General features: G+C 58.6%; 13 protein-coding genes. 2 read left to right on the top strand and 11 right to left on the bottom strand.

What is annotated here, in order from left to right; all coding sequences use genetic code 11:
• The 8 genes from adk to AACQ43_RS11170 form a co-directional block, all read right to left on the bottom strand.
• Complete coding sequence (adk, locus tag AACQ43_RS11205; protein WP_011706319.1) at positions 1 to 645, bottom strand: adenylate kinase; 645 nt, start codon at positions 643 to 645, stop codon at positions 1 to 3.
• A 254-nt stretch (positions 646 to 899) separates the two neighbouring features.
• A complete protein-coding gene (htpG, locus tag AACQ43_RS11200) occupies positions 900 to 2,813 on the bottom strand; it encodes a molecular chaperone HtpG (protein ID WP_168967297.1) in 1,914 nt (637 codons plus the stop codon).
• Between the two features lie 236 nt (positions 2,814 to 3,049).
• A complete protein-coding gene (recR, locus tag AACQ43_RS11195) occupies positions 3,050 to 3,652 on the bottom strand; it encodes a recombination mediator RecR (protein WP_010633741.1) in 603 nt (200 codons plus the stop codon).
• Between the two features lie 125 nt (positions 3,653 to 3,777).
• Positions 3,778 to 4,635 carry a formate dehydrogenase accessory sulfurtransferase FdhD gene (fdhD, locus tag AACQ43_RS11190; RefSeq protein WP_168967296.1) on the bottom strand — a complete coding sequence of 286 codons (858 nt, stop codon included), beginning with the start codon at positions 4,633 to 4,635 and terminating at the stop codon, positions 3,778 to 3,780.
• 10 nt (positions 4,636 to 4,645) lie between these two features.
• The gene (locus tag AACQ43_RS11185) at positions 4,646 to 6,775 is read right to left on the bottom strand and encodes a sigma 54-interacting transcriptional regulator (protein ID WP_168967295.1); all 2,130 of its coding nucleotides are present in this window, start codon (positions 6,773 to 6,775) and stop codon (positions 4,646 to 4,648) included.
• A gap of 354 nt (positions 6,776 to 7,129) precedes the next feature.
• Positions 7,130 to 7,528, bottom strand: a complete 399-nt coding sequence (locus AACQ43_RS11180; RefSeq protein ID WP_168967294.1) for a hypothetical protein — start codon at positions 7,526 to 7,528, stop codon at positions 7,130 to 7,132.
• 81 nt (positions 7,529 to 7,609) lie between these two features.
• Complete coding sequence (fdhF, locus tag AACQ43_RS11175) at positions 7,610 to 9,754, bottom strand: formate dehydrogenase subunit alpha (protein ID WP_168967293.1); 2,145 nt, start codon at positions 9,752 to 9,754, stop codon at positions 7,610 to 7,612.
• Between the two features lie 46 nt (positions 9,755 to 9,800).
• On the bottom strand, positions 9,801 to 10,400 hold the full coding sequence (locus tag AACQ43_RS11170) for a 4Fe-4S binding protein (protein ID WP_005301859.1): 600 nt from the start codon (positions 10,398 to 10,400) through the stop codon (positions 9,801 to 9,803).
• A gap of 885 nt (positions 10,401 to 11,285) precedes the next feature.
• Here AACQ43_RS11170 and AACQ43_RS11165 point away from each other — a divergent pair.
• Together AACQ43_RS11165 and kup are read left to right on the top strand one after the other, a co-directional pair.
• On the top strand, positions 11,286 to 12,551 hold the full coding sequence (locus AACQ43_RS11165; protein WP_168967292.1) for an ATP-binding protein: 1,266 nt from the start codon (positions 11,286 to 11,288) through the stop codon (positions 12,549 to 12,551).
• Positions 12,552 to 13,159: 608 nt separating this feature from the next.
• The gene (gene kup / locus AACQ43_RS11160; RefSeq protein ID WP_010633733.1) at positions 13,160 to 15,028 is read left to right on the top strand and encodes a low affinity potassium transporter Kup; all 1,869 of its coding nucleotides are present in this window, start codon (positions 13,160 to 13,162) and stop codon (positions 15,026 to 15,028) included.
• 192 nt (positions 15,029 to 15,220) lie between these two features.
• On the opposite strand, the gene AACQ43_RS11155 is transcribed toward kup, so the two are convergent.
• The 3 genes from AACQ43_RS11155 to AACQ43_RS11145 are packed head-to-tail and all read right to left on the bottom strand — an operon-like array spanning position 15,221 to position 17,663.
• On the bottom strand, positions 15,221 to 15,805 hold the full coding sequence (locus AACQ43_RS11155) for a DUF1349 domain-containing protein (protein ID WP_168967291.1): 585 nt from the start codon (positions 15,803 to 15,805) through the stop codon (positions 15,221 to 15,223).
• Positions 15,806 to 15,826: 21 nt separating this feature from the next.
• On the bottom strand, positions 15,827 to 16,984 hold the full coding sequence (locus AACQ43_RS11150; RefSeq protein WP_168967290.1) for an MFS transporter: 1,158 nt from the start codon (positions 16,982 to 16,984) through the stop codon (positions 15,827 to 15,829).
• A gap of 43 nt (positions 16,985 to 17,027) precedes the next feature.
• Positions 17,028 to 17,663, bottom strand: coding sequence for an HAD family hydrolase (locus tag AACQ43_RS11145; RefSeq protein WP_146062779.1), 636 nt, complete (start codon positions 17,661 to 17,663; stop codon positions 17,028 to 17,030).

Raw genomic sequence — 17,663 nt, 5'->3', positions numbered from 1 at the left:
TTAGCCCAGGATGGTCGCCAGCTGCTTGCTGACCAGATCTACCGGCTGGGTGCCATCAATCTTGACGTAACGGGTGTTGCCCGCTTCCGCTTCCTTGCCGTAGAAGCCGATGAGCGGTGCGGTCTGCTGATGGTATACATCCAGACGCTTGCGCACTGTGGTCTCTTCGTCGTCGGCACGGATCACCAGATCTTCACCGGTCACGTCGTCCTTGCCTTCCACCTTCGGCGGGTTGAACACCACGTGGTAGGTACGGCCGGAGCCGGAGTGAACGCGACGACCGCTCATGCGCTTGACGATCTCTTCGTCCGGCACGTCGAACTCCAGTACGAAGTCCACGGCAACACCGGCGTCCTTCATGGCCTGCGCCTGGGGAATGGTGCGCGGGAAACCGTCCAACAGGAAGCCGTTGGCGCAATCCGGTTGGGCAATACGCTCTTTGACCAGGCCGATGATGATGTCGTCAGAGACGAGCTGACCTGCGTCCATCACGGCTTTGGCCTTGAGGCCCAGCTCGGTGCCCGCCTTGATCGCGGCACGCAGCATGTCGCCGGTGGAGATCTGCGGAATACCGTGTTTTTCCATGATGAACTGAGCCTGAGTACCCTTGCCGGCACCCGGAGCCCCCAACAGAACAATGCGCATACACGCTCCTATTGATTGGTTATTCAATTCTTGAGAAGGCAAAAAACTACACGGTTTCGCCCATTTTCACAAGCTTGCCCCGTGTGAGTGGCTTATTTTTCACCATCTTTCCGACATGGCAATACGACCATCGGCGCAGATCCGTGTACGAAAAATGAGTGAAAATGCAGCAGCGCTGCACGCAACTGGCGCCCGTCCCGGACGGGGCAGGCGCCAGAAAAGAAAGAGCCCACTGCACGCAGTGGGCCCAAACATCATGCCTGGAGTAACAGACGGTTGATACGGGAGACGAAGCTCGCCGGATCATTGAGCCCGCCCTGCTCGGCCAGCTGGGCCTGTTCGTGCAAGAGGGTGACCCACTCGCCGAACAGCGCCTCGTCTTCGATGGCGCCCAACTTCTTCACCAGGGCATGGTCGGGGTTCAGTTCCAGAATGTACTTCTGCTCCGGCACCGGCTGGCCGGCGGCGCGCATCAGCTTGATCATCTGGGTGCTCATGCCGTGGGCATCGGTGACGATGCAGGACGGTGAATCGGTCAGACGGTGGGTGACCCGTACCTCTTTTACCGCATCCCCGAGGCTCTGCTTGACCCGCTCCACCAGACCGACGTTGGCCTTCTCGGCCTCTTCTTGCGCCTGCTTGGAGGCTTCATCTTCCAGATCGCCGAGATCCAGCTCGCCACGGGTGACGGAGACCAGCTGCTTGCCATCGAACTCGGTCAGGTGGCTCATCAGCCACTCGTCGACCCGCTCCCACATCAGCAGCACTTCGACGCCCTTCTTGCGGAAGATCTCGAGGTGCGGGCTGTTCTTGGCGGCAGCGTAGGAGTCGGCGGTGATGTAGTAAATCTTCTGCTGGCCTTCCTTCATGCGGCCAACGTAATCTTCCAGCGACACGGTCTGGGCTTCGCCCTCGCCGGCGGTGCTGGCAAAGCGCAAGAGCTTGGCAATTTCTTCGCGGTTGGCGTAATCCTCGGCCGGGCCTTCTTTCAGCACATTGCCGAACTCGCTCCAGAACTTGGCGTATTTCTCGGCATCGTCCTTGGCCAGCTTGGCCAGCATGGTCAGCACGCGCTTGGAGCAGGCCTTGCGCAGGGAGACGGTCACCTTGTTGTCTTGCAGGATCTCACGGCTGACGTTGAGCGGCAGATCGTTGGAGTCCAGCACCCCTTTGACGAAGCGCAGGTAAGCCGGCATGAACTGTTCGGCGTCGTCCATGATGAAGACGCGCTGCACGTAGAGCTTCAGGCCGTGTTTCTGATCCCGGTTGTAGAGATCGAACGGGGCGCGGGCCGGCACGTAGAGCAGGCTGGTGTACTCCTGCGCCCCTTCCACCCGGTTGTGACCCCACAACAGCGGATCTTCGAAGTCGTGAGCGACGTGCTTGTAGAACTCCTGATACTCCTCGTCCTTGATCTCTTTCGGGTTGCGGGTCCACAGCGCAGTGGCGCGGTTGACCTGCTCCCACTCGCCCGGGGTGCCGACGATGGTTTCACCGTCTTCTTCGCGATCCGGGGTGCCCTCTTTGAACATCTCCACCGGCACGCTGATGTGGTCGGAATATTTGCTCACCACGGAGCGCAGACGCCAGTCGTCGAGGAACTCGTCCTCTTCGGCGCGCAGGTGCAGGATGACGTCGGTACCGCGACCCTCTTTGGTCACGTCAGCCACGGTGAAGGAGCCTTCCCCTTCCGACTCCCACTGCACGCCCTGCTCCGGAGCAGTACCGGCGGCACGGGACACCACGGTCACCTTGTCGGCGACGATGAAGGCGGAGTAGAAGCCCACCCCGAACTGACCGATCAGCTGGGAGTCGCGGCCCTGATCACCGGAGAGGTTCTTGAAGAACTCGGCGGTGCCGGACTTGGCGATGGTGCCCAGGTGCTCGATCACCTGATCACGGGTCATACCGATCCCGTTGTCGGAGATGGTCAGGGTCCGATTTTCTTTATCAACCACCAGGCGAACGCGCAACTGGCCGTCGTTTTCGAACAAAGAGGCATCGGAAAGCGCCTTGAAGCGCAGCTTGTCCGCCGCATCGGAGGCGTTGGAAATAAGCTCACGCAGGAACACTTCTTTGTTGGAGTAGAGGCTGTGAGCCATCAGGCTCAGCAGTTGTTTGACTTCAGTCTGAAACCCGTGGGTTTCGGCATGAACGCTTTGGGTCATCGACACTATCCTCAGGCGATTCGGGTTGAACATATTCCCGATCCAAGATGGGGCCAGCGATCGCCATTTCAAGGGGGACAAAACGCCGAGGCGTGCGAATGGCGATTTTTGCGCCAATCGACCCTGTTACCCAACAAAAAACCCGCCGGGGCGGGTTCTGGTATTGCTGCTGAGTCGTGACGCAGGGCCGCCTGTTGAAGAACAGACGCTGACTGAGTTGAGGGGCTGACGCTGACTTAGTTCAAAGGCTGGCGCCCCATCAGGGAGTGGGAGAGCGTGGTACCGTCCACCAGCTCCAGCTCGCCACCCACCGGCACCCCGTGGGCAATCCGGCTCACCTTGACGCCGGCGGCGCGGGCCATGTCAGCGATGTACCAGGCGGTGGCATCCCCCTCGATGGTGGGGTTGGTGGCCAGGATCAGCTCGCTGATCGCCTCGTCTTTCAACCGTCGCTCCAGGATCTCCAGCCCCAGCTCCTCGGGGCCAATGCCATCCAGCGGCGAGAGGTGACCCATCAGCACGAAGTAGCGGCCGGAGAACTGGCCGGTCTGCTCGATGGCAGCCACGTCCGCCGGGCTCTCCACCACGCACAGCAGGCCATTCTCTTCGCGCTTGGGATTGGCGCAGATCTCGCAGCGCTCGTTCTCGGTGAAGGTGCGGCAGTGACTGCAGTGGCCAATCTCGGTCAGGGCACGAGAGAGCAGCTGGGCCAGCCGCAGGCCGCCGCTGCGCTCACGCTCGAGCAGGGTAAATGCCATGCGCTGGGCCGACTTGGGGCCGACACCCGGCAGCACCTGCAGGGCTTTCATCATCTCATCCAGCAGCGGGCTGAATTTCATGGGCTTGGTATCCTTTGACGCTGTGTCGGCCGCGGCGCCCTGACGGGCAAGGAGCGCGACCGAACCTATCTTGTTGGCGCAGGACTATACCCGAGCCGACCCCGAGCGCCAATGGCCTTGTGCCCTCAGCCCTCTGCCGAAACGGGGGATGATGTTGCGCTTGCCAGCAGGATGCGTTGGCGACCGCTGTAGATCTCCGCCCGCCCCGGGCGGCAAAAACCCACCAGGGTGAGCCCGGTCTGCTCGGCCCGCTCGACCGCAAGCTCGGTGGCGGCCGAGATGGCAAGCAAGATCTCCACCCCTGCGCTGGCGCACTTTTGCACCATCTCGAAGCTGGCGCGGCTGGTCACCAGGATGGCGCCGTCGCGCCGGCCACTTCGCTGCAGGTGCCCCACCAGCTTGTCCAGCGCGATATGGCGCCCCACGTCCTCGCGAATGGCGAGGATGTTGCCCTCGCCGTCCACGTGCACGGCGGCATGGGTCGCCCCCGTGCTCTGCCCGAGCAGCTGGAGCGGGCGCAGCGCCGCCAGCACCTTGTCGATATGACCCACCGCAAAGCGCTGGCTGTCGGGCAGCCTTGGCTGGGCGCGCACCACCTGTTCCAGGCTCTCGCTGCCACAGATGCCGCAGCCGGTGCGCCCGGCCAGGGTGCGCCGCTTCTCTTTCAGGCGATGAACGCAGCGATTGGCCAGGGTGATCTGCAGCTCGATGCCGCGGCAGGCGCTCTGCTGCTCGATGTCGTGGATATCGAGCAGACTGTCGATGATCCCCTCGGAGAGCGAGAAGCCAATGGCGAAATCCTCCAGATCGGCGGCCGAGCACATCATCACGCTGTGGGCGATGCCGTTGTAGACCAGCGCCACCGGAGTTTCACAGGGCAACTGCATGGCGCTGTCGGTGGTGACGCCGCGCTGATGGTAATGGACCACCTCGCGATGGGCGCTGAGCGCCTGCGGGGTATCGGGGTCGGGTTCAAGCAACATCTGGGGCCCCTTAGTTGAGAGTGCGGGGATCTTTGGCCGAGATCCCGAGCCTTTTCATTTTCGACAGCAAGGTGGTGCGCTTCATGCCCAGGCGCTGGGCCGCGCCCCGCTCGCCGGCAACGATGCCGTTGCACGCCTTCAGCGCCCGGATGATGCTGACCCGCTCATCCTCGCCCTGTTCACCTTCACCCTCCGGCAAGGCGGGCAGCGGCTCGCGAAACAGCTCCCGGGCCGGCTCGTCATAGACCAGGGTTTCTATCTTGTGAAAGCCCTTGAGGGGCAGCAGCTCGTCCGGCGAGAGGTTGAGCACGTGGCCGCGGGTCATCACCACCGCCCGCTCGATGATGTTCTCCAGCTCACGGATGTTGCCGTACCAGGGGAGCGACACCAGCATCTTCATGGCGTCGGCCGGGATGGAAGTGATGGTGCGGCGCATCCGCTTGGCGATCTTCTTGATGAAGAAATTGACCAAGAGCGGAATATCCTCGCGCCGCTCGCGCAGGGGCGGCAGCTCGATGGGAAAGACGTTGAGGCGGTAATAGAGGTCGCTGCGAAAGCGCTTGTTCTTGACCATGGAGAGCAGATCGCAGTTGGTGGCTGCTACCAGCCGCACGTCGATGGCAATGGGGTTGCTGTTGCCCACCCGCTCCAGCTCATGCTCCTGCAAGACCCGCAACAGTTTGGGCTGCAGATCGAGCGGCATGTCCCCCACCTCGTCGAGGAACAGGGTGCCCTTGTGGGCCCGCTCGAAGCGGCCGATGCGCTGGGTCAGCGCCCCGGTGAAGGCCCCCTTCTCGTGGCCGAACAGATCGCTCTCGATAAGGCCGGTGGGAATGGCGGCGCAGTTCACCTTGACCATCTCGTGATCGTGGCGGGCACTCAGGGCGTGAATGGCCTGGGCGATCAGCTCCTTGCCGGTGCCGGTCTCCCCCAGAATGAGCACGGTGCAGTCGCTCTGGGCCACCAGCTTCACCTTCTCCAGCACCTTCTCCATCACGGCGCTCTGGTAGATGATGTTGGCAAAGTCCCCCTGCGGCGCGGGTCCGTCGACCCGAAGCGTCTTCTCCCTGGCACCGGTGGTGTTGGAGATCTCCTGCTGCGCCTGCACGTTGTTCATGGCAATCGCCGTGCGCGCCGCCACTTGTTCGAGCAGCGAGATGTCGAGATCGGCGAAGAAATCCGCCTGTGGGTGGGAGAGGATCAGCACCCCCAGCAGGTTGCCCCGATAGCGCAGCGGCAGGATGCAGGAGCTGTCGGCGTCGGGGGGCAGGATCTGGGAGGTGAAACGGCAGCTAGACTGGCAGCCGTGGCCCTGCTCGCGATAGAGGAAGAAGGGCTCGCTGTGACCGAGGGCCCCCTGCAGGCAGTTCTTCTCAAAACACGAATGGTTGATGATGCCGGGCTGTTCGCGCTGCTGCTGATTGACCAGGTAGCTCTTGAAGCTGTCGGAGGTGGCGTTGTACTCGGCCAGGCACAGGCTGCTGATGCCAAAGTGGTGGTGCAGGATGGTGAACAGGCTCTGGGGCAGCTCGGCGATGCGCACCAGTTTGATCACCGCGTTGGTCACGTCCACCAGGATCTTGCAGCTGTCGCGCTCAAGGCGCAGGGAGTTGGCCTGCTCCAGGGTGCGCTCCTTGTCCAGCACGTTCTCCAGCGCAATGGCGACGATGGCCGCCAGCTGGGTCAGCTTGGCCAGGGTCTCCATCGGGAAGGCATTGGCCTCGCGGCTGATGAACTCCACCCCGCCCAAGTGGCTGCGGGCTGTGGTGATGGGCAGCTGGCAGTAGGAGTGCAAGCCGTCATAGACAGGAGTGCTCGCCAGCTGTTCGCAGCGGTGGCGAAAGCGGCTTGCCGGCAGCACGATGGCCTGCTCGCGGGAAAAATGGAGATCGGCCTTGCGGCAGATGAGGTGAGCCGGCCCCTGCTCCCCCAAGTAGTAGAAGACAGCCTCCTCCCCCGTCCCCAGGTTGAGGATGAGGTTGACCCGATCCACCTGGTGAAAGCAGGGCTGGATCCGGTTCAGCTTCTTGATGAAGTCATCCAGGGTGACGGCGGAGAGCAGGTTCTTGGAGAGGGAGAGAAAGCCGTCATCCCAGATGGGTGAGATGTCGGTCAACGGAATGGCACTCACATTCAGCATTCAGGCCTCGCATTACATCTAGATGGGTACCCTTGCCGGTCAATTGCAGCACGGCAACAACGGTAAACAATGCATCAGCCATCGCAGTCAGATGTTATAATTAATTTTTAAAAACTTAACGCTTAATTATAAAAACTAACATGCAGCGAAATAGCATCGCGCAGATTATCGCAGGATGGCTGGCATAATAAGTTAGCCCCATCCCCATTACAACCAAGCCGGCCCTGGCACATATTACAGCTCCGTCAGCGGATATTTCCCGCCACGCCCAAATATGGCGTCACTATCGCCGTCATTCGCCGCATATCGCCGCCAACTGGCCCATCCTCTGCCCCTGTTGACGCTGTCGCAGGCTCATGAGGAGAGCAGCCGGTAGTTGTGAAGCTTCAGCCCGCCGAAGATGAAGGCGGCCGAAAAGAGCTGAAGCCCCAGCAATAACCCACTGATATTGTCAGCTATTTCCACCGACACCACCCGATGGGTGAGGTAGGCCCCGAGCCCCAACACGCCCGCCAGCAGGCAGTTGACCAGGGTGGTGGAGAGAAAGGCGATGAGCCAGGCCGCCTGCACGCTCAGCGCCGCCAGCACGGCGCTCATGGCGATGCGCGCGGAGATAAAACAGCCGAAGAAGGCAAACCCCAGCAGAAATATCAATTCGTCGTGCCATAGAAAACACCCAATCCCTAACAACATCACCAGCAAATAAGCGGAGACATAAAAGATCCCGAACGAAAGATTTAATTCATTTTTCATGATGGACACCTGCCAGCTGAAAAAAGGATGAGCGGATCCGGGCCCTGTATACAGAGCCTGGATCCACTTTATTAACGACGATTACCCTTTGGCGGCGCTGCGCAATTTCGCCTTGAGCGCGCTGTATTCAGTCTGGACGTACACTTCCGCCCCCGGCTGATCCTCGATACGCTCAATTTTCACTGCGCAGTACTTGTACTCCGGCGTGTAGGAGACAGGGTCCACGTGCTCGATGGTGAGCTCGTTGCAGGCCCCGATCCACCACTGGTAGGTCATGTAGACCACCCCGGCGTTGACCCGCTCGTTGTAGTTGGCCCGGGTGATCACCTTGCCGCGGCGCGACGAGATCCAGACCAGCGCCTGATCCTTCACCCCCAGCTTCTTGGCATCGCTCGGGTGGATCTGCACATAGCCAGGCTCATCGGCCAGGGTTTGCAGCGCCGAGCAGTTGCCGGTCATGGAGCGGCAGGAGTAGTGGCCGACTTCGCGCACGGTGGAGAGCACCAGCGGGTACTCGGCACAGGGCTGCTCCAGCGGCGGCCGCCACTCGGAGGCAATCAGCTGGCCCTTGCCGCTCGGGGTAGTAAACACATTCCCCTCGAACAGGGTGCTGGTGCCCGGGTGATCCTCGGTCGGACAGGGCCACTGTACGCTCTTGAGATCGGCCATCTTGTCATAGCTGACCCCGGCGTAGAGCGGGCAGAGTCCGCGCAGCTCATCCCAGATCTGTTGGGTATCGCGATACTCCATGGGATACCCCATGGCGGTCGCCATCAGCGAGAAGATGGCCCAGTCGGGCTTCACGTTGTCCGGCGGCGTCACCGCCTTGTAGAAGCGCTGGAAGCCGCGATCCGCCGAGCTGTAAACCCCTTCGTGCTCGCCCCAGCTGGTGGCGGGCAAAATGACGTCGGCCATCTCGGCGGTCTGGGTCATGAAGATATCCTGCACGATCACCAGCTCCATCCCCGCCAGCGTTCGGCGGAACTGACCGAGATCGGCCTCGGTCTGGGCCGGATCTTCCCCAAAGATATAGAAGGCCTTGCACTTGCCCTCCTCCACCTTGTGGCCAAGCTCGGTCAGGCGATAGCCGGGCTTTTGGGAGAGCGCATCCACCCCCCACGCCTTGGCGAACTTGGCGCTGATGGCGGGATCGGCCACCGACTGATAACCCGGGAACTGGTGCGGCAGCATCCCCATGTCGCAGGTGCCCTGCACGTTGTTCTGACCGCGTACAGGCCCGCAGCCGGTGCCACGGCGACCGAAGTTGCCGGTCAAAAGCGCAATCCCCGCCAGCCCCTTGACCACGTCCACCGCCTGACCGTACTGGGTCACCCCCATGCCCCACAGGATCATGGACGCAGGCGATGCGGCATAGGTGCGAATGGCGGCGCGGATATCGGCGGCCTTGAGGCCGGTGATCCCCTCGACATATTCCGGGGTGTACTTGGCCACCGTGGCCTTGAAGGTGTCGAACCCTTCGGTGTAGTTGGCGACGAACTCCTTGTTGTAGAGCCCTTCATTGATCAAGACGTTGGCGAAGGCGTTGACCAGCGCCATGTTGGAACCGTTTTTGAGCGGCAGCCACTGATCGGCGATACGGGCGGTCTCCACCATGCGGGGATCACACACAATTACCTTGGCCCCGTTGGCCTTCGCCTTGAGGATATGGCGGGCGACGATGGGGTGAGAGTCAGCAGCATTGTAACCAAACACCAGCAGGCACTTGGTCTCTTGAATTTCGGGAATGGCGTTGCTCATGGCGCCGTTGCCTACCGTTGTCTCCAGACCGGAGACTGAGGGTGCGTGTCACACCCTCGCGCAGTGATCGACGTTGTTCGTCCCAAGCACGGCGCGGGCAAATTTTTGCATCACATAGTTGGCTTCATTGCCGGGGCCACGGGCAGAGCCGGTGGTCATGATGGCGTCCGGGCCATATTTCGCCTTGATGGCGGAGAGACGGCTGCTGGCGAACTCGATGGCTTCGTCCCAGGAGACGGCTTCGAGCTTGCCACCGCGCTCGCGGCGGATCATCGGGCTCTTGAGACGGGGGGTCAGCAGGTTGGTGTCGTTCAAGAAATCCCAACCGTAATAGCCCTTGAGGCAGAGCTGCCACTCGTTGGTCCGGCCGTTGGCGCCTTCGGCCCCCACCACCTTGTCGTTTTCAACCAGCAGGTTGATTTTGCAACCGGTGCCGCAATAGGGGCACACGGTAATGACTTTTTTCATGACTCACACTCTTGTTTGTTAACGAAAAACGGCTCGGCAAGCCCGCTCACACCCGCGCCGGCATTGCCAGCAGTGCCTCGGCACTGGCCAGCTGCTTCTGCCGGTTCAGGGTGTCAAGGTGGGCCGGCGTGACCAGCCGCAGCGCCTGGGTCGGGCACACCTCGACACAGGCCGGGCCCGCCTCGCGGTGCTGGCAGAGATCGCACTTGAGCGCCTGCGCCTTGGTCTGCGGCCGCTTGAAGAGCGAATCGGCCGTGGGGGCCACCTCTTTCACCACCACCGCCATGGCGCCGTAAGGACAGGCCACCACGCAGGACTTGCAGCCGATGCAGCGCGCCTGCAGCACCTTGACGCAACCATCCTCGGTGACGATGGCATTGTTGGGGCAGGCCATGGCGCACGGCTTGTCTTCACACTGGCGGCAGAGCACCGGCGTGGTCACCTTGCTGCCCACGATCACCTTCAGGCGCGGCTGAAAATGGCTGTCCTTGGAGACCAGATGTCCATCCTCGATGGCAAGATGCAAGCCGCCCTCCCGCTCAAGGGTCCCGCTGCAGGACCCTGACTGGTGTGAAACGGCGCAGGCCACCTCACAGGTACGACACCCAATACAGAGACTGGGATCTGCAATCACGAAGCTGTTCATAGAGAGGGATCCTAAATGGTTCGTTACACCCGACCGCCCTCACCCACCTGGCAGGCGACAACGCGGTCTGCCCCCACAAAGCATTTATCAGACCAACACGGGCAGATGGCCCGTCATAAAATCACAAGCCAATGAAAATAAAGAGATAATCTTGATGATAAAGGCGGTATTTGCCGCAACTGACGAGGGTGACGAAGGGGCCAACTCCCTGCTCGACATGACAAAAGTGACGAGGTCGACACCCAATGGCCACTCCCCTGCTCCATCGGATTGACCGACTTCTCAACGACATGTCGATGGCTCATGGAGGGAGTGGCGACAAGAGGGCTCAAGACAGCGCCCACAGGCTCTGGTGAGGAAAAATGGGGAAAAAGTTGTTTAACTTTGCCATCCAGGTAAAAGGATACACAAAGAAAGATCGAACAAAAAAATCCTCTACTGATAAATTTATTGAGCAAGATCCTGTTTCCAACGCTTCCTGCTTCTGTTTTTTATCCGAACAGTTAACATGTCCCAGATGACAACCAACTCCGTTGAGGGTGTTTCCATGAAATGGATAGATCAAACAGCGCGGGTTAATAGCAGAAAACTGGGGACTGTAATTCAGGAGCGGGAGCTAATAAACATGCTAACTAGAAATGACCTTCCTTGTCTGCACACATTGGGCAACTAGAACATCAACCTCTAACATGGATATAGAACAGGCTTTGTCATATATAGACATGGCATCCCTGAACTATCGATACGTAGAATTAAAAGATGTTTATTTAAAATAACAAACTATTTTTTTGAACATATAAAAAATGGTTTGTTATTATGTGGTAACTGTTCGCATGATAGAGCTCTACATTTTTTAAAATTTAAACGTAAAATACAGGAGCACCAATGAAAGTATCCGATGTTTTTACACCTGGCAGGTACCCAACTTACACATACGTTGATGACCATTTGCAAGATAAAAGGACTCAACTTCTAGATACCCTTGATGCTGGCGCAATGCTAGTATCTATTTCTGGCCCATCTAAATCAGGTAAAACTGTATTTATAGAGGAATGCCTTGGTCGAACAAGCCTAATTCAAGTCACTGGTGCTGGTGTAACGGAGGCGTCAGATCTGTGGATGCGGGTTTTTGATATTATTGGAACAGAAGTACCAAGTGCTATTTCTAATGTTACCTCAGCGCAGAGTAGCGTAGGCGGTAAAGGCGCAATAGAAGGAGGTATATTAGTAGCAAAAGGAAAGGCTGAAGTATCAATAGACAGAACCAATACTAAATCCCAAACAACATCAGCATCATTGGCTTCAGATTGCTTACAACTGCTAATCCGTGAGCTCACTAACACGGATTTTGTTGTCTTTATTGATGATTTCCACTACATCCCAAGAGAGGTTCAAGTTGAGGTGGCTCGTCAAATAAAAGAAGCTATTAGAAACAATGTGAAATTTATATGTGCTTCTGTTCCATACCATTCCGATGATGTAATAAGAAGCAATCCAGATTTACGTGGAAGAGTATTTACCATTGACTTTGAGTATTGGGGAGGGGAAACTCTCAAAAAAATTGCATACAAAGGTTTCCTAGAACTTGGTATAGATTATAGAGATACAGCAATAGAACATTTGGCTGCAGAAGCCGCAGGTTCTCCGCAGCTAATGCAATATCTCTGCTTAAATGCCTGTCATGAGCTTGGACTAAAATTCAAAGGCGAAAAAACAATAGCGCCTGAGCAATTAGATGCGCCAGATCTTCACGAAAAAATATGCGGCAGAACTGTACAATCAACAGATTATGGCTCTGTTGTACAGCTTATGAAAGAAGGTCCAAAGACTCGTGGCTCTGATAGAAATCTTTATTTTACGACATTTGGTTGGAATGGTGATGTATATCGACTTCTTGTTAAAGCGATCTCACTTGACCCACCGAAATTAACATTTAGATATAGCCCACTTAGTGAAAGAATATTAGGTATGTGTACAAGAGAAAGTCCAAGTGGTTCAAGTATTACAAGTGCTTGCTCTCACTCAGCAAAGATAGTTAATGATGCCGCTGGTACAAAAATTGTCGAATGGGATGGTGAGCATGATGTTTTCGATATCCGTGACCCATACTTCTTATTTTATATTCGATGGTCTGGTGCGGCAGACACCTAACTATTCTGACCATATATGAACAAGTACATATAAGATATGATAAGTACATTGCACCGCTTTATAGTGGTGCAACTCATTTCGTTCATTGCACCACTATATTTAGTATCTCTGTTTATCTTTTGTTGTATAGTAACCACCCTTGGTGCGATCACTTTCCACTCCTGCTATTTACTCTCCCTCTCTAAATAAAGACTCCATTGCCTCCCTATTCCACTTTATTTACGATTCAGGCAGGTAATTTATTGGTCAGCATTTTATCGTTTATTTCTTAGCCAGCTTGATGCAAAACGCTGGCAAAAATGGATAGCCAGCTAAAACAATCACTTGCCAGGGGCTGGACGGGGTATTTCAATCAGTGGCCAATTAATAATTTCGTTAGCCACCCCTTTTTGATTATTTATACCTGAGCATAAACCCACGATGGGTGTGTCATTATACCCTTAACGGCAGATGAACAGACTGTGTCCCATGATGAGCCTCTTTATATCCAGTTAGCTCCCTTTCCCATCGCAATCCATTAATACGTTCCTGCGGCACCTGCCGCACGCCCGATAGACGGGGGCGGCCCGTGCTGGCCAATCGTCACCATCAAACTGACAGACAACTTCATGAACGGTAATCACAAACAAGCCCTGTCCGGCGTTACGCTGGCGGCGATCGGCGTGGTCTATGGCGACATCGGCACCAGCCCGCTCTATACCCTGCGCGAGTGCCTCTCCGGCCAGTTCGGTTTCGGGGTGGAGCCCGCCTCCATCCTGGGCTTTCTTTCACTGATCTTCTGGCTGCTGATCCTGGTGGTCTCGGTCAAGTACCTCTCCTTCGTGATGCGGGCCGACAACGCCGGCGAAGGGGGCATCCTCACCCTGATGTCGCTGGCCACCCGCAACACCCCGGCCAAGTGGACCCCCTTGCTGATCATCCTGGGGCTGATTGGCGGCAGCTTCTTCTATGGCGAGGTGGTGATCACCCCGGCCATGTCGGTGATGTCGGCCATCGAGGGCTTGAACATCGCCGCCCCCTCCCTGGACCCCTATATAGTGCCGCTCTCGGTGCTGGTGCTGACCCTGCTGTTCGCCATCCAGAAACACGGCACCGCCACCGTGGGCAAGCTGTTCGCCCCCATCATGCTCACCTGGTTCATCACCCTGGCGGTGCTGGGCCTGAACAGCATCTTCCAGCACCCCGAGGTGCTGGGGGCGCTCAACCCCGTCTGGGCGCTGCGCTTCTTTGCCAAGTACCAGACCGCCTCCTTCTTTGCTCTCGGTGCCGTGGTGCTGGCCATCACAGGGGTGGAGGCGCTCTACGCCGACATGGGCCATTTTGGCAAGAGCCCGATCCGGCGCGCCTGGTTTATGGTGGTGTTGCCCTCCCTGGTACTCAACTACTTCGGCCAGGGGGCGCTGCTGCTGGCCCATCCCGAGGCCATCACCAACCCCTTCTTCCTGCTCGCACCGAAATGGGCGCTGCTGCCGCTGCTGCTGCTGGCAACCCTGGCGACGGTGATCGCCTCGCAGGCCGTGATCTCCGGGGTCTTCTCGCTGACCCGGCAGGCGGTGCGGCTCGGTTATCTCTCACCCATCCGCATCGTGCACACCTCCGAGCAGGAGTCCGGCCAGATCTATATTCCGGTCATCAACTGGATGCTCTATATCTCGGTGGTGATCGTCATCATGAGCTTCGAGCACTCCAGCAACCTGGCGGCGGCCTACGGCATCGCCGTCACTGGCACCATGGTGCTGACCTCGATCCTCTCCTGCTCGGTGGCTCGCCACAGCTGGCACTGGAACAAGTACCTGGTGGCCGCCCTGTTTATCGCGCTGCTGGCCATCGACGTGCCGCTGTTTGCCGCCAACCTCGCCAAGATCTTCTCCGGCGGCTGGTTGCCGCTCACCCTGGGAGCGGTGATGTTCACCGTGATGACCAGCTGGAAGAGCGAGCGCTTTCAGCTTATTCGCCGCCTGAACGAGCACGGCAACTCGCTGGAGCCAATGATCGCCTCGCTGGAAAAGTCCCCGCCGACCAGGGTGGCCGGCACGGCGGTCTATATGTCGCGGGTGGTCAACGTGATCCCACACGCGCTCCTGCACAACCTCAAGCACAACAAGGTGCTGCACGAGCGGATCATCCTGCTCACCCTGCGGGTGGAAGAGGTGCCCTACGTCCACAACGTGCGCCGGGTCTGCATCGAGCAGCTCTCTCCCACCTTCTGGCGGGTGGTGGCAAGCTACGGTTGGCGCGAGACCCCCAACGTGGAGGAGATCTTCCACCGCTGCAACGCCGAGGGGCTGAGCTGCCGGATGATGGAGACCTCCTTCTTCATGGCCCACGAGTCGCTGATCATGAAGGAGCGCCCCTGGTACCTCTACCTGCGCGGCAAACTCTTTATGCTGCTGCAGCGCAACGCCCTGCGCGCACCGGATCAGTTCGAGATCCCGCCCAACCGGGTCATCGAGCTGGGATCCCAGGTGGATATCTGATGACATGAGTTGCGCTAAAGAGAGAGGGAGGCATTGGCCTCCCTCTTTTTTGGCATGAACCCCGATGGCTGCCCCCTCATCCCCAACCCTTCTCCCACGAGGGGAGAAGGGAGCACACCACGGCGATCATATGGCTGACTTTCCCTCATCCCCGGCCCTTCTGATGCGAACCATGGCGAACAGAGGGTGGCGTCAGCTCAAATCATGCAATGCCTTGCCAAGCGGCGGGGAGAGACGAATATCGGAGAAGGTGACCGCCAGCCCCTCGCGCTCCGGTGTACAGCACATGATGCCGATGAAGTGGCGGGGGCCGGCCGGAAAGGGACACAGACGCAACAAGGGCCAGTGCAGCTTGTCGCAGGAGTACTGCAGACGCAAGGCACCGTTGACCAGGGTCAGACGCAGCCAGAAGCGGCCCGCGTCCCCCGGAAAGAGCCCGGTCGCCCAGTCCGATTGGATGTTGGTCAGCACACTGCCGATCATGGGCTGGGCATCATTGAACTCGATACCCGCCTTTAGCCAGTGCTGCTCATTCTGGATCAGCATCAGGCCGGCCTGGTCATACAGGGTGGTGTAGTCCCCTTCCACACACACTTGAAAGGTGAAGTCCCCCTCCACCTCGCAGCCGTAGACGTGGCCTGAATGGCGCTGAAAGCCGTACCAGGTGCGTTGCCAAAAATCACTCTGATGGTCGGTCACCACCCGCACGCGGTCGCCATCCAGCTGCCAACTGGCCGGCTCGTTGAGCCAGGACCATGCTTTGAGTTCGTTGTTCATAGGCGTTATCTCCTCAGCAATCTATTCGGGACATCCACCCAGCCGGAGCCGGCGGGCACAGAGAAACAGCGCGCAAGAGAGCGCCGTGATACAGGCAAATGCCCCCATCAATGAGAACAGGTGGGCAAGCCCCCCTATCATGGCCGGCCCCAGCAGAATGCCGGAATAGCCCATGGTCGATACGGCGGCCACCGCCAATGCATCCGGCATGGCCTGCTGGCGCCCCGTGGCGGTGAACAACATGGGCGCTATGTTGGCAAGACCCAAGCCTGTCAGCAAGAAGGCGCAAGCCAGCCCCCATAGTGATGCGCCAAGCACCAGCATGGCAAAGCCGCAGGTCGCCAAGAGGGCGCTGGCGACAAACACCCGCTGCTGCCCACACAGGGCAATGAGGCGATCGCCGCTAAAGCGGCCAATGGTCATGGTGATGGCAAACAGGGTATATCCTATCCCCGCCTGGCTGGCATGAATATCCGGCAGCCCCAGCAGCAGGATCCCGCTCCAGTCGAGCATGGCGCCCTCCATGATGTAGGCGATGAAGCACAGGGCCCCCAGCATGATGACGCTGCCATGGGGCAACGCAAAAAAGGGGGTATCCCGCTGCTCCGACTCATTTAACAGCCCCGGCCAGGCCGACAGCATGAGTAGCAGCAACAACGCCTGCACCATGAAGATCACATGGAGGGGCGACCCCCCGGATACCAGCAACGCACTGGCTACGCCGGCCCCCATAATGCCGCCCAGACTGAACAGGGCATGAAAGCCGGACATGATGGGCTTTTCGGCTCGTTTTTCCGTGATGACCGCATGAATATTGACCACGACATCCATGGCACCAACCCCTGCCCCGAACACGAACAATGCCAGCGCCATCGGCAACATCTGCTCCAACAGCACCAGTGCGGGCATGGTGAGCAACACCACCAACAAGGCCGATGTAAAGACGCGCCGGCAGCCGTAGCGTGCCGCCAGCAGACCCGACAACGGCATCATCAGCAAAGAGCCGAGGCCAAAGGCCAGCAAGATGGCGCCCATGGCACCGTGATCGACATGCAGCCGCTCTTTGGCAAGCGGAATAAGAGGGGCCCATGTGGCCAGGCTGAAACCGGCTATGAAAAAGGCTTTTCGGGTGGCCTGGATGGGCTGCTGGATAAGCACCGGCATGGCTAGTTCTGACATGATTGACTTCCTAACAAGCTCCCTGCTGCCAGGGAGCAAACGATCAAATGGCGGGACACAAGGCGGCAAAGGCAGGAATGTCGCCCAGCCGCTCGATGGTGGCGGTTGCACCCCTGTAGTGCTGTTGCTCAGACAACCCGTGGGGCCAGCCATACACCGCGGCGATCCCCGCCCGCGTCGCCGCCAGCACACCAAGGTCGGTGTCTTCCACCACGATCACGCGATCCGCCCTTGCCTCCAGGATGTCGAGCATGGCCAGATAGGGGTCGGGACTGGGCTTGGTCCGCAAGACGTCATCACCGGAAATCAGCCTCGGAGGATCCTGCAAACCAAGCAGTGCGATATTGGCCAGACAGATATCCCGAGGGGCTGTCGAGACGAATCCGAACGGGATCTCCGCCACTTGCAAGGCGGCGATCAAGGCTCGGACGCCGGGGCGAAGGTACGCCTCCCCCAGCTGCGCCTTGTAGGTTGCCACCGTCTTCGCCGTGATGTCGGCATGGTGCTCCCGCGGCACCCTTATATGATCAAGCGTCTCCTCCAGGCTCAACCCGATCAGCTGTTGTGGCTGGTAATAACAGGCATGCTCTGGCGCAAGATGGCGCAACACATCGAAGTGAAGTTGTTCGCTGTCGACGATCACCCCGTCGATATCAAAAATAACCGTCATGGACTGCAT

It is taken from the genome of Aeromonas sp. DNRA1 (assembly GCF_963888745.1).
GTDB classification, from domain to species: Bacteria; Pseudomonadota; Gammaproteobacteria; order Enterobacterales; family Aeromonadaceae; genus Aeromonas; species Aeromonas hydrophila.
This window is presented reverse-complemented; position numbering and strand designations above follow the sequence as displayed.

Coding starts and splice junctions, on each gene's coding strand:
- adk (WP_011706319.1), bottom strand. CDS start 645: ATGCGCATTGTTCTGTTGGGGGCTCCGGGTGCCGGCAAGGGTACTCAG.
- htpG (WP_168967297.1), bottom strand. CDS start 2,813: ATGACCCAAAGCGTTCATGCCGAAACCCACGGGTTTCAGACTGAAGTC.
- recR (WP_010633741.1), bottom strand. CDS start 3,652: ATGAAATTCAGCCCGCTGCTGGATGAGATGATGAAAGCCCTGCAGGTG.
- fdhD (WP_168967296.1), bottom strand. CDS start 4,635: ATGTTGCTTGAACCCGACCCCGATACCCCGCAGGCGCTCAGCGCCCAT.
- AACQ43_RS11185 (WP_168967295.1), bottom strand. CDS start 6,775: ATGCTGAATGTGAGTGCCATTCCGTTGACCGACATCTCACCCATCTGG.
- AACQ43_RS11180 (WP_168967294.1), bottom strand. CDS start 7,528: ATGAAAAATGAATTAAATCTTTCGTTCGGGATCTTTTATGTCTCCGCT.
- AACQ43_RS11170 (WP_005301859.1), bottom strand. CDS start 10,400: ATGAACAGCTTCGTGATTGCAGATCCCAGTCTCTGTATTGGGTGTCGT.
- AACQ43_RS11165 (WP_168967292.1), top strand. CDS start 11,286: ATGAAAGTATCCGATGTTTTTACACCTGGCAGGTACCCAACTTACACA.
- kup (WP_010633733.1), top strand. CDS start 13,160: ATGAACGGTAATCACAAACAAGCCCTGTCCGGCGTTACGCTGGCGGCG.
- AACQ43_RS11155 (WP_168967291.1), bottom strand. CDS start 15,805: ATGAACAACGAACTCAAAGCATGGTCCTGGCTCAACGAGCCGGCCAGT.
- AACQ43_RS11150 (WP_168967290.1), bottom strand. CDS start 16,984: ATGTCAGAACTAGCCATGCCGGTGCTTATCCAGCAGCCCATCCAGGCC.
- AACQ43_RS11145 (WP_146062779.1), bottom strand. CDS start 17,663: ATGCAGTCCATGACGGTTATTTTTGATATCGACGGGGTGATCGTCGAC.